9 protein-coding genes are annotated in these 12658 nt (G+C 72.4%); all 9 read left to right on the top strand.

The window, feature by feature from the left end; translation table 11 throughout:
- Positions 1-81 precede the first annotated feature (81 nt).
- Positions 82-1461 carry an NAD(P)/FAD-dependent oxidoreductase gene (locus ABD466_RS34575; protein ID WP_344661454.1) on the top strand — a complete coding sequence of 460 codons (1380 nt, stop codon included), beginning with the start codon at positions 82-84 and terminating at the stop codon, positions 1459-1461.
- Between the two features lie 125 nt (positions 1462-1586).
- Complete coding sequence (locus ABD466_RS34570; protein WP_344661453.1) at positions 1587-3101, top strand: CoA-acylating methylmalonate-semialdehyde dehydrogenase; 1515 nt, start codon at positions 1587-1589, stop codon at positions 3099-3101.
- A 193-nt stretch (positions 3102-3294) separates the two neighbouring features.
- The gene (locus ABD466_RS34565; RefSeq protein WP_344661452.1) at positions 3295-3528 is read left to right on the top strand and encodes a hypothetical protein; all 234 of its coding nucleotides are present in this window, start codon (positions 3295-3297) and stop codon (positions 3526-3528) included.
- Positions 3529-3532: 4 nt separating this feature from the next.
- Positions 3533-4036: a DUF6879 family protein gene (locus tag ABD466_RS34560; protein ID WP_425558821.1), complete on the top strand. Its 504-nt coding sequence runs from the start codon at positions 3533-3535 to the stop codon at positions 4034-4036.
- Between the two features lie 21 nt (positions 4037-4057).
- On the top strand, positions 4058-4903 hold the full coding sequence (locus tag ABD466_RS34555; RefSeq protein WP_344661450.1) for a helix-turn-helix domain-containing protein: 846 nt from the start codon (positions 4058-4060) through the stop codon (positions 4901-4903).
- Positions 4904-4990: 87 nt separating this feature from the next.
- On the top strand, positions 4991-5167 hold the full coding sequence (locus ABD466_RS34550) for a hypothetical protein (protein ID WP_344661449.1): 177 nt from the start codon (positions 4991-4993) through the stop codon (positions 5165-5167).
- Between the two features lie 102 nt (positions 5168-5269).
- Positions 5270-5602, top strand: a complete 333-nt coding sequence (locus ABD466_RS34545) for a hypothetical protein (RefSeq protein WP_344661448.1) — start codon at positions 5270-5272, stop codon at positions 5600-5602.
- Positions 5603-5828: 226 nt separating this feature from the next.
- A complete protein-coding gene (locus ABD466_RS34540; RefSeq protein ID WP_344661447.1) occupies positions 5829-9122 on the top strand; it encodes a S41 family peptidase in 3294 nt (1097 codons plus the stop codon).
- A complete protein-coding gene (locus ABD466_RS34535) occupies positions 9122-12628 on the top strand; it encodes a S41 family peptidase (protein ID WP_344661446.1) in 3507 nt (1168 codons plus the stop codon). Before ABD466_RS34540 ends, ABD466_RS34535 begins: the two co-directional genes overlap by 1 nt.
- The last annotated feature ends 30 nt before the right edge of the window (positions 12629-12658 follow it).

Below are 12658 nucleotides of genomic sequence, written 5' to 3'. Positions count from 1 at the left end.
TTCAATAGCTAGAATCGGTACAAACCAGTTGTGGGGGCGCTCAGCGCCCCCACTCGTTTATCGAGAGGGTGCCGCTGCACCATGAAATACGACCATCTGCTGGCCGACGCTTCCACGACCCCCTTCTGGCTCGACACCAAGGACCGCCCCGGGGCTCTGGAGGCGTTGGCCGGCCGCGTCACCGCCGACCTGGTCGTGGTCGGCGGCGGCTACTCGGGGTTGTGGACCGCGCTGATGGCGAAGGAGCGCGATCCCGGACGCGACGTGGTGCTGCTGGAGGCGAACCGGATCGGCTGGGCGGCCTCCGGGCGCAACGGCGGGTTCTGCTCCTCCTCGCTGACCCACGGCTACGACAACGGCCTGTCGCGCTGGCCCGGCGAGATGGACACGCTGGAGCGGCTCGGGCGGGAGAACCTCGAGGAGATCGAGGCGACTCTGGAGCGCTACGGCATCGAGTGCGACTGGCGCCGCACCGGCGAACTGGCCGCGGCCACCGCGGAGTGGCAGGCCGAGGAGCTGGCGTCCGCGCCGACGTCGGAGGACGTCGTGTTCCTGGACCGCGAGGCGATGCAGGCCGAGGTCGCGTCGCCGACGTACCACGGCGGCCTGTGGGACAAGAAGGGCTGCGCCATCGTCGACCCGGCCCGCCTGGCCTTCGGGCTGCGCGACGCGTGCCTGCGCCTGGGGGTGCGGATCCACGAGAAGTCACCGGTGTCGCTGCTGGAACGCGCCGACACGGTGATGCGGGTCGGCACCGACCACGGCGTCGTGGTGGCGCCGAAGGTCGCCCTGGCTACGAACGTGTTCCCGAACCTGCTCAAGCGCGTCCGGCCGTTCATCGTCCCGGTCTACGACTACGCGCTGATGACCGAGCCGCTGTCCGACGCCCAGCTGGCGTCGATCGGCTGGGCCAACCGCCAGGGCATCGGCGACTCGGCGAACCACTTCCACTACTACCGCCTGTCGGCCGACAACCGGATCCTGTGGGGCGGCTACGACGCGGTGTACCACTTCGGCTCGAAGATCTCCTCCAAGCTGGACCAGCGCCCGGAGACCTTCGACAAGCTGGCCGGGCACTTCTTCGAGACTTTCCCCCAGCTGGACGGCCTGAAGTTCTCCCACAAGTGGGGCGGCGTCATCGACACCTGCTCCCGCTTCTGCGCCTTCTTCGGCACGGCCCACGACGGCGCGGTCGCCTACGCCGCCGGCTACACCGGCCTCGGCGTCGGCGCCACCCGCTTCGGCGCCGACGTGATGCTGGATCTGCTGGCTGGCGAACCGACCGAGCGCACCGAGCTGGAGATGGTGCGCACCAAGCCGCTGCCGTTCCCGCCGGAGCCCTTCAAATGGTTCGGCATCACCGTCACCGACCGCGCGCTGGCCCGGGCCGACCGGGACGGCGGCAAGCGGAACCTGTGGCTGCGGACGCTGGACCGGTTCGGGATGGGCTTCGACTCCTAGCCGGCCTTCAGGCTGTCAGGGGAATCCGCGGAACGCCTGACAGCCTGAGCGTTGTCGCTCCCCGCCGTCCGGCGCAGACTCGTCAGTAACGTCAGACTCCATCCCGCCATCCGTTAAGGAACGCCATGACCAAGCACGTCACGCACTGGATCGACGGCCGCGCGTGGGAGGGCGCCGCCGAACGCCACGGGGACATCCACGACCCGGCGACCGGGGCCGTGACCGGCAAGGTGGATTTCGCCTCCGTCAAGGAGGTCGACGACGCGGTGGCCGCGGCCGCGGCGGCGTTCGCGGGCTGGCGGGCGGCGTCCGTGGCCAAGCGGACCACGGTGCTGTTCGCGTTCCGCGAGCTGCTGAACCAGCACAAGGACGAGCTGGCCGCGCTGATCGTGTCCGAGCACGGCAAGGTGCACTCGGACGCGCTGGGCGAGGTGGCGCGCGGGCTGGAGGTCGTGGAGTACGCCTGCGGGATCGGCACCATCCTCAAGGGCGGCTTCAGCGAGTCCGCGTCCACCGGTGTCGAGGTGTACTCGATGCACCAGCCGCTGGGCCCGGTGGCGATCATCTCGCCGTTCAACTTCCCGGCGATGGTGCCGATGTGGTTCTTCCCGGTGGCGATCGCGGCCGGCAACACCGTGGTCCTCAAGCCCTCGGAGAAGGACCCGTCCGCGTCGCTGTTCCTGGCCGACCTGTGGCAGCGCGCCGGCCTGCCGGACGGTGTGTTCAACGTCGTGCACGGCGACAAGGTCGCGGTGGACCGGCTGCTGGAGCACCCGGACATCCAGGCCGTGTCGTTTGTCGGCTCCACGCCGATCGCCCGCTACGTCTATGAGAACGGCACCCGCTACGGCAAGCGCGTGCAGGCCCTGGGCGGCGCGAAGAACCACATGGTGGTGCTCCCGGACGCCGATCTGGACCTGGCCGCCGACGCCGCGGTGTCGGCCGGCTTCGGCGCGGCCGGCGAGCGCTGCATGGCGGTCTCGGTGCTGGTCGCCGTGGACCCGATCGGCGACGAGCTGATCGCCAAGATCACCGAGCGCATGGCCACCCTGAAGGTGGGCCCGGGCTGTCTGCCGGACTCGGAGATGGGCCCGCTGGTCACCGGCGCGCACCGGGACAAGGTCACCTCCTACCTGGACGCGGGCGTGACCGCCGGCGCCGAGCTGGTCGTGGACGGCCGCAAGCACGCGATCGGCGGCGCCGAGGCCGGCATCGACACCGCGAACGGCTTCTGGCTCGGCCCCACCCTGTTCGACAAGGTGACATCGTCGATGAGCATCTACACCGACGAGATCTTCGGCCCGGTCCTGTCCGTCGTCCGGGCCGCCTCCTACACCGACGCCCTGGCCCTGGTGAACAGCAACCCCTACGGCAACGGCGTCGCGGTCTTCACCAACGACGGCGGTGCCGCGGCGAAGTTCCGCGACCAGGTCGAGGTGGGCATGGTCGGCGTGAACGTGCCGATCCCGGTGCCGGTGGCGTACCACTCGTTCGGCGGGTGGAAGGCGTCGCTGTTCGGCGACAGCCACGCTTACGGCCCGCACGGCGTCCACTTCTTCACCCGGACCAAGGCCGTGACGCAGCGCTGGCTGGACCCGAGCCACGGCGGCGTGAACCTCGGGTTCCCGACGAACGCGTGACGCTGTGACTCCGGCGCCATGCCCCTGACGGGTGAATAAGTACGGAGAGGACCCCGGCTATGCGCCGGGGTCCTCTGCTGTCCGCCGCCGGGAAGAATCGGATTGGCAAGTTCTGGCAAGGCTCTGGTGATCGGTCCCTGACCGCCTGCAAGCTCACTGTGTAGGCCCGTCATCCCCGTCCCCGGAGGGCACCATGGCACTGCGCTACATCGGGATCGACCCCAACACCGGTGACGGGAACTGCCCGGCGGTCTGGGTGGACGAGCTGAACAACGATCTTGTGCTCCAGGGCTGGCGGGCCGATGATGCGACACGGGCCGAGTGCCTGACCATCGGAGCGATCCCCGACACTGAAGACGTGATCCGAATCCCGGCGCGCATGGTGCCGCTGATCAGGGAGGCGTGTGACCGTGCCGAGCGTGCCTAGCTTCATGGAGCTGATCGACTCCGCCGAGCGGTCCGCCGTCCACCTCGAGATGCGCGACGTCTATGCGGTCGAGGAGGAGCGGAGCAAGCTCGAGGCGTGGCGCGCCGGGGTCCGCCTCGACCCGGCCGACCGGGAGTCCTGGTGGCGTCCGTGGCTCGACCTCATCGCCCGGGCGGTGGACCGCGGCGTGACCGTCCGGCGGGCGCGCGTCGTCTCCGAGCCGGTCAGCGAGTACATCCGCTACGAGCACAGCGGCACGTTCACGAACGTGGCCGCGGGGGAGCAGGTGCGCTGGCTGCCGCGGCGGGACGCGGCCGGGCTGTGCCTGCCGGCCAACGACTTCTGGCTGATCGACGGGCGGCGCGTACGGTGGAACCACTTCGACGGCGACGGGAGGGACACCGAACCGGAGATGAGCGACGATCCGGAGATCGCCGAGCAGTGCGGGGCGGCGTTCGAGGCCGTCTGGGAACGCGCGATCCCGCACGAGGACTACAAGCTGAGCTAGCGGATTCCACAGCCGTAGCCGATGCCTGCCTCCCCTTCTTCCAGCGCGCAGTCCGCCCGTGAGGCGCTGGCGGTGCGGCTGCGCGACCTGATGCTGGACGCCCGGATCACGGCGCGCGAGCTGGCGCTGCGCTGCGGCTGGGCCGAATCGAAGACCTCGCGCATCCTGAACGCCCGGCGGCCCGCGTCCGAGGCGGACATCCGCGCGTGGTGCTCCGCGTGCGGCGTCGAGGACCAGGCCGAGGACCTGATCGCCGCGAACCGCGCCGTCGACTCGATGTACGTGCAATGGAAACGGCTCCATCGCAGTGGTCTGCGACGCATCCACGAGACCACGGTCCCGCTCTACGCCCGCACCCGGAACTTCCGCGTCTACTGCTCGAACGTCGTCCCCGGCCTGCTCCAGACCCGGGAGTACGCCACCGCCCTGCTCTCCGCGATCACGAGTTTCCAGGGCACGCCGGACGACGTGGCCGAGGCGGTGGACGCGCGGCTGGCCCGGTCCCGGGTCATCCGCGAGGGCGACCACCGGTTCTCGCTCCTGGTCGAGGAGTCGGTGCTGCGGCATCGGATAGGGAGCGCGGAGACGATGGCCGGCCAGCTCGGGTCGCTGCTCGAAGTCATGGCCCTGCCCCGGGTCAGCCTGGGCGTCATCCCGTTCAGCGCGTCGCGGAGGATGTGGACCCTGGAGACCTTCATGCTCTTCGACGAGGCCGAGGTGCAAGTGGAACTGCTGACCGCCGAGGTGAAGGTGACCGCGCCGAGCGAGATCGCGGTCTACGCGCGGGCGTTCGGGGAACTGGCGGACATGGCGGTGGTCGGGCGGCCGGCCCGGGCCCTGATCACGGCCGCCATCGACGCCCTGTGAGCACTCTGAGGAAGTTCCGCAAAAAAGTCCGGCAAGTTCCGGCAAGTTCGTTGAGCCGCAGCTCACTCCGCTCGTAGCGTCGAAGCCATGCACCAAGAAGTCGTCACATTGCGGGACGGGGACATCGCGTATGTCGTCCTGCCGTACCCGGCCGCGGATCAGTTCTGCTGTCCGGTGGTGAAGCTCGCCGACGAGGCGACCGGCACGGACTGCCTGCTGGTCCTGGCCGAGGATGTGCATCCGGTAGATCCCGGATCTACCTGAAGCGGTGGTTTCGTCATGTCAGGGGCATATCCACCCATCTCCGGCGAGAGAATCGCAGTGCGGGCCCAAACGGGAGCCGCGAACTCCAAGGGGAGGACTGACATGTCTCTCGTGATCAAGACCCTGGCGACCGCCGCGACGGCCGCCGCCTTGATCCTCGGCGGTGCGGCGGCCGCCAGCGCCGACACCGCCAGCGGCACCACCGTGGGCGTCACCGCGGGCAGCACCCAGGGCAACAGCGGCATCGGGACCGGCAACGTGGTGCAGGGCACCTCCGGCAACGTGACGCAGGGCGTGGGCAATGTCGTGGGCGACGGCGACGTGCTGAACACCGGGGACGGAGACGTGCTGATCAGCCTCGGCGGGTGGCGCGGCTGGGACGGCGGCTGGGACGCCTCCTGGCACCACCGCCACCACCACTGCGGCGTCGCGTAGCGCGCGCCCCGAAGACGGAGGGCCGAGGCTCGGAGGTTCCCCACGGACCTCAGCATGCTGAGCTAAGAGCCCTGCGGCGCCACGGCCCCGGCCCTCGCCGGGGCCGTAGGTGTTTTCACTTTATTGAGCCGCGGTGCTCCGGATCCGGCGTCCCGCCTCCGTCCGCGCGGCGCCCATCATGCCTTCTCAGTGGCACAGCCGGAACTTCTTGCCTTACGTTCGACGGGTGACGCAGACGACGAGCTATCTCCGCTATCCGCATCTGTCCGGCGACTCCCTCGCCTTCGTGGCGGACGACGACGTCTGGCTCGTCGACCTGCCCGGGATCGGCGCCACGGCGCGGGCGTGGCGGGTCACCTCGGACCGGACCCCGGTGCAGCGGCCGCTGCTGTCGCCGGACGGCACGCGGCTGGCCTGGACCTCGACCCGGGAGGGCGTCGCCGAGGCGTTCGCGCTGCCGGTCGACGGCGGCGAAGTGACCCGGCTGACGTACTGGGGCCACCGCCGGACCGAGGCGATCGGCTGGACCTCGGACGAGGAGGTCACGGTGCGCGGCTGGGCCGGCCACGGTCACGGCTACTACGACTTCGCGCACGTGGTGCCCGTCGAAGGCGGCCACCCCCGGCTGCTGCCCTACGGCAGCCTGCGCGACCTGGCGATCGCCGAGCCCGGCGCCGAGCGCAGCCCGGTGCTGCTCAGCCGGTTCGGCGGGGGACTGTCCTACCGCTGGAAGGGCTACCGCGGCGGCGCCGCCGGGCAGCTGTGGATCGACCGGGAGGGCACCGGCGCCTTCGAGCGGTTCCTCCCGGAGCTGGACGGCCGGGGCAACCTCGGCGACCCGATGTGGTACGACGGCCGGGTCGTCTTCCACAGCGACCACGAGGGCCCCGCCGAGCTCTACTCGGCCCGCCCCGACGGCACCGACCTGCGCCGCCACACCACCGGGGAAGGCGGCTACTACCTGCGCCACGCCGCGACCGACGGCGTGCGCCTGGTCTTCCAGCGCGCCGGCCGGCTGTGGCTGATGGAAGACCTCGAAGACGACCCGCGGGCGCTGGACATCCGCCTGCCGGGCGCGCGCACCGCCGCCGCCCGCCGCCCGGTCGACGCCTCCGCGCACCTCGGCGCCGTCAGCCCGGACCGCACCGGCCGCGCCAGCGCCGTCGAGGTCCGCGGTACCGTGCACTGGCTCACGCACAAGGACGGCCCGGCGCGCGGGCTGCTGGTCCAGGACGGCGTGCGCGGCCGGCTGCCGGTGGTGCTCGGCCAGACCGGGCAGGTCGCGTGGATCAGCGACGCGGGCGGCCCGTACTCGATCGAGATCGGGACGGTGCGGGCCTCGGAACACGGCCCGGACCAGGACCCGTCGCAGGGCTCGTCCACCCGCAGGATCCTGACCGGGGAGTTCGGGCGCGTCCTGGAACTCGTCGCCGCCCCCGACGGCAGGCATCTGGCGGCCACCACCCGGGACAACAAGGTGCTGCTGATCGGGGTCGAGGCCGGCACGCTGCGGGTCGTCGCCGACGGCGAGGGCAAGTACAGCGCGGGCACCCGGTGGGGCCTGCCCTTCGCCTCCGAGCCGGTGTTCTCCCCGGACTCGAAGTGGCTGGCCTGGAGCCAGCGCTCGGCGGTCGTCGACGCCTGGCAGATCCGGGTCGCCGACGTCGAGACCCTGGAGGCGATCGACGTCACCGTGCCCCGGTTCCGGGACTGGAACCCGGTGTTCACCGCCGACGGCAAGCACCTCGCGTTCCTGTCGGCGCGGACGTTCGACACGTACCACGAGGACATGTACTTCGACTTCTCGTTCCTGCCCGGGGTGCGCCCCTACCTGGTGCCCCTGGCCGAGTCCGAGCCGTCGCCGTTCGATCCCGAGCTCGGCGGGCGACCGGTCGAGGGCGCCTCGGACGACTCCGGGGAGAAGGGCGAGAACGCGGACTCCGACATCCCCGTGACCGTCATCGACGCCTTCGGCATCACCACGCGTGCCGTACCGTTCCCGGTCGCCGCCGGCACCTACTCCGACCTCGCGGCCGTGAAGGGCGGCGTCACCTGGCTCACCCGCCCGGTGAACGGCGCCCTCGGCGACACCCTCGCCGGCTCCGGGCAGGACGAGGCGCGGCCGTCCCTGGTGCGGTTCGACTTCACCAAGCGGGAGGCCGGCACCCTGGTCGACGAGCTCGACGGCTACGCGGTCAGCGGCGACGGCACCCGCCTCGTGGCCTCCGACCACGGCTCCCTCGCGGTCTGGCCCGCAGACAAGGCCGGCGACGACGCCAAGGCCGAGTCCGTGGACCTGTCCCGGATCCGGGTCACCGTCGAGCCGCGGGCCGAGCGCGCCCAGGCCTTCGCCGAGGCCTGGCGGCTCCAGGTCGAGAACTACTTCAAGCCCGGCCTGGACGGCATCGACTGGGAGGCGGCGCGTGACCGGTACGCGCCGCTGGTCGCGGCCGTCGCGACCGACGACGACTTCGCCGACCTGCTCTGGGAGCTGCAGGGCGAGCTGCGGACCTCGCACGCGTACGTCAGCGCGGTGTCGGCGGGCCCGGACGCGGCCCGCGAGCAGGGTCTGCTCGGCGCCGATCTGGCGCCCGACGAGGCCGGGGTCTGGCGGATCGTGCGGATCCTGGCGGGCGACAGCTCCGTGCCCCGGGCCCGCTCGCCGCTGCTGGCGCCGGGCGTCGCCGCCCGCGTGGGCGACGGCGTCGTCGCCGTGGACGGCGTCGAGGTGCGCTCGCCGGCCGGCCCGGCGGCGCTGCTGGCGGGCAAGGCCGGGCAGCCGACCGAGCTGACGCTGCTCAGCGCGGCCACCGGCGAGCGGCGCGCGGTGGTGGTCGTCCCGACCGACACCGAGGTGCCGCTGCGCTACCAGGCCTGGGTCGCCGACCGGCGGGCCCACGTGCTGGAACGCTCCGGCGGCCGCCTGGGCTACCTGCACCTGCCGGACCAGGCCGAGCCCGGCTGGGCCGAGTTCCACCGCGACCTGCCCGCGCAGGTGGCCAAGGACGGCCTGGTGGTCGACACCCGCGGCAACCGCGGCGGCGAGACCTCCGGGCTGGTGTTGGAGAAGCTGCTGCGCAAGGCACTGGCATGGGACCACGGCCGCGGCCTGATCCCAGAGACGTATCCGGTCCAGGCGCCGCGGGGGCCGGTGGTGTCCGTGTGCGACGAGGAGGCCGGCAGCGACGGCGACATCATCAACCAGGCGTTCAAGGACAGCGGCCTGACCGTCGTCGGCACCCGCACCTGGGGCGGCGTGGTCGGCATCGACGACTTCGTCCGCCTGGTGGACGGCACCTCCGTGACGCAGCCGCGGTACGCGTTCGCCTTCGAGTCGGTGGGGCTGTACGGGCTGGAGAACCACGGCTGCGAGCCGACGATCACCGTTCCCTACCCGCCGCAGGACTTCGTCGCCGGCGCCGACCCGCAGCTGGACAAGGCGATCGAGGTCGCGCTGGAGGCGCTGGCGAAGGAGCCGCCGGCGGCGCCGCGGCCCCTGCCCGGGGTGTACGAGAGCTGATGGCGCAGACCTCGTACCTGCGGTTCCCGCACCTGGGCGGGGATCTGCTGACGTTCGTCGCCGAGGACGACGTCTGGCTCGCCGAGCTGCCGGCCGGCGGGTCCGGGCCGGTGCGCGCCACGCGGTTCACCTCCGACTGGCAGCCGGCTCGCAATCCGCGGCTGGCGCCGGACGGCGCGCACCTGGCGTGGGCGCGGCGGCGGGACGGGGCCCCGGAGGTGTTCGTCGCGCCGGTCGGGGGCGGCGACCCGCGGCGGCTGACGTACTGGGCCGACGACCGGACCGACGTCCTGGACTGGCTGTCGGCGGGCGAGGTGATCGTGGCAGGGGGACGGCTGCCGATGCGCGGGGACGTGCGGGCGCACGCCGTGCCGGTCGAGGGCGGGATCCCGCTGGTGCTGCCCTACGGGACGGTGCACGGGCTCGCCGTGCACGGGCCCGGCGGCGCGGTCCTGACCCGGCGCGGCATCGCGCACGACGCGTCGTGGTGGAAGCGCTACCGCGGCGGGCGCGCCGGGAAGCTGTGGGTGGACGTCGGCGGGTCCGGCGACTTCCAGCGGATCCTGCGCGAGCACGAGGGCAACATCGACCGGCCGATGTGGGTCGGCGGGCGGGCGGCGTTCCTGTCGGACGTGTCGGGCGTGTCGGAGCTGCACTCCTGTCTGCCGGACGGTTCGGACCTGCGTCGGCATACGGATGATCCGGACGGCTTCTACGCGCGGCACGCGAGCAGCGACGGCACGCGGATCGTGTTCATGCGCGGCGGCCGGCTGTGGTTGCTGGAGGAGCTCGACGGGCAGGCGCGTCCGCTGGACGTGCGGCTCGTCGGGGCCCGAATAGGCCGGGCGGAGTACCCGGCCGGGGCGGCGAAGCACCTCGGCGGATTCGCCGCCGACCGGACCGGGCGGGCCGCGGCGGTGGAGGTGCGCGGGACGCTGCACTGGCTGGCCGCCAAGGACGGGCCGGCCCGGGCGCTGGCCGTGACGCCGGGGGTGCGGGCGCGGGTGCCGGTGGTGCTCGGGGAGACCGGGTACGCGGCGTGGGTGACGGACGCCGGAGGCGAGTGGTCGATCGAGATCGGCGCGGTCGACGGGGACTCCGACCCGAACCGTGACCCGGCCGGCGACGGTGACGTCGACGACTGGAACCCGGTTCGCAGGATCCTGACCGGCGAGGTCACGCGTGTCGCCGATCTGGCCGCTTCCCCGGACGGCGCGTACCTGGCCGTGTCCACCGAAGACAACCGGCTCCTGGTGGTCGACGTGGAGAGCGGTACGGCCCGGGTCGTCGTGTCCGGCCCGCACTACGCCTGGGGCACGCTCGCCGAGGACCCGGCCTTCTCGCCGGACTCGAAGTGGCTGGCCTGGGCCGAGGGCACCGAGGTCGACGGTCCCCGCAAGATCCGGATCGCGGACGTCGCCACGCTGACGCCCGTCGACGTCACCGACGGCCGGTTCCTGGACTGGAGCCCGACCTTCACGCACGACGGCCGCCACCTGGCCTTCCTGTCGAACCGGACCTTCGACCCCTACTACGCGGACGAGGTGTTCGACCTCTACTTCATGCCCGGGGCGCGGCCCTACCTGGTGCCGCTGTCCGCCGAAGAGCCGTCCCCGTTCGCCCCATCGCTGAAGGGCCGCCCGATGGGCGACGACGGCAAGGCGTCGGACACCGGCGACCGCGAAGGCCACGGCGCGCGGCACGCCGCCGAGACCCGCGTCGACGCCGAGGGCCTCGCCGGCCGCATCGTGCCGTTCCCGGTGCCCGCGGGGCACTACTCCCACCTGGCCGCCGCGAAGGGCGGCGTGCTGTGGCTGGAGAGCTTCAAGCACGGCGCCCTCGGCGACAGCATGGCCGACCCGTCGCACGAGACCGAGAAACCACGCCTGCGCCGCTTCGACTTCGGCAAGCGCGAGACCCTGACCCTCGCCGACGAGGCGCACGCCTTCAGCGTCAGCGGCGACGGCTGCCGCGTCCTGGTCCGCGACGGCGGCACCCTGCGCCTGCAGCCCGCCGACTCGCGCCCCGACAACGGCGACCGCGAGCCGCTGGACCTGGACCGGATCCGGGTGACGGTGGACCCGGTCGCCGACCGGCGGCAGGCCCTGCAGGAGGCCTGGCTGCTCCAGCGCGACTTCTTCTGGCGCGACGACCTGTGCGGCGTGGACTGGCCGGCGGTCCGCGACAAGTACGCGCCCCTCACCGAGGCGGTCGCGACCCAGGACGACTTCGTGGACCTCCTGTGGGAGATGCAGGGGGAACTCGGCACCTCGCACGCCTACGCCTTCGAGGACGTCTACGCCGGCGACCCGGCCCGCCGCCACGGCCGCCTCGGCGCCGACCTGGAACGCGACCCCGAAGGCCGCTGGCGCATCGTCCGCGTCCTGCCCGGCGACGCCTCGGTGCCGCACGCGCGATCCCCCTTCGAGGCACCCGGTGTGGGAGCGCGCGCCGGTGACGTCCTCGTCGCCGTCGACGGTCGCGCGGTCGATCCCGAACTCGGTCCCGGGCCGCTGCTCGCGGGCAAGGCCGGGAAGCCGACCGAGGTGCTGCTGTGGCGCGATCCGGTGGTCGGCGGTGAGGACGTCGGTGTCGGTGCCGCTGCTAGTGCCGCTGCTGGTGCCGGTGCTGCTGCCGGTGCTGGTGCGGGTGTCAGTGCGGGCGCCGCTGCCGGAGCGGCGGGTGTTGGCGCGACCGATGCCGACGCGACCGATGCCGGTGCTGATGCCCCTGCCCCTGCCGGTGCCGCTGCCGCTACCGTTGCTGACCCGGTTCTGCCCCCCTCCGCCTCCGCCTCCGCACCCGCCGAGGGCACAACCCGCCGCGTCGTCATCGTCCCCCTCGAAGACGAGCGCCTCCTGCGCTACCAGGCCTGGGTCGCCGACCGCCGCGCCTACGTCCACGAACGCTCCGGCGGCCGGCTCGGCTACGTCCACCTCCCCGACCAGCAGGCGCGCGGCTGGGCTGCCTTCCACCGCGACCTCGCCACCCAGACCGCGCGCGAGGGCCTGATCGTCGACACCCGCGACAACCGCGGCGGCAACACCTCGGCGCTGGTCGTCGAACAGCTCATGCGCCGGGTGGCCGGCTGGAAACTGGTGCGCGGCAAGGTCCCGCGCACCTACCCGCCGCAGGCGGTGCGAGGCCCGCTGGTGTCGGTGTGCGACGAGTACTCCGCCTCCGACGGCGACATGATCAACCAGCACCTCAAGGACCTCGGCGTCCCGATCGTGGGCGTACGCACCTGGGGCGGCGTGGTCGGGGTCGACTCCCGCTTCCGCCTGCTCGACGGCATCTCGGTGATGCAGCCCAAGTTCATGAACTGGTTCACGTCCGTCGGCTACGGCCTGGAGAACCACGGCTGCGACCCCACCGTCGAGGTCGAATACACCCCGGCCGACGCCAACGCCGGACGCGACCCCCAACTCGACGCCGCCGTCGACCTGGCGCTCGCCGAACTCGCCGAGCGACCCGCCGCCACCGCCCCGGAGCGGGAGTGGCTGTGACGCCCTCCGCGGCGGCCGGACCTCCGGCCG

Source organism: Catenulispora subtropica (assembly GCF_039531675.1).
Classification (GTDB): Bacteria; Actinomycetota; Actinomycetes; order Streptomycetales; family Catenulisporaceae; genus Catenulispora; species Catenulispora subtropica.
The sequence above is the reverse complement of the archived record's forward strand: the minus strand, read 5'-3'. Positions and strand labels throughout refer to the sequence as shown.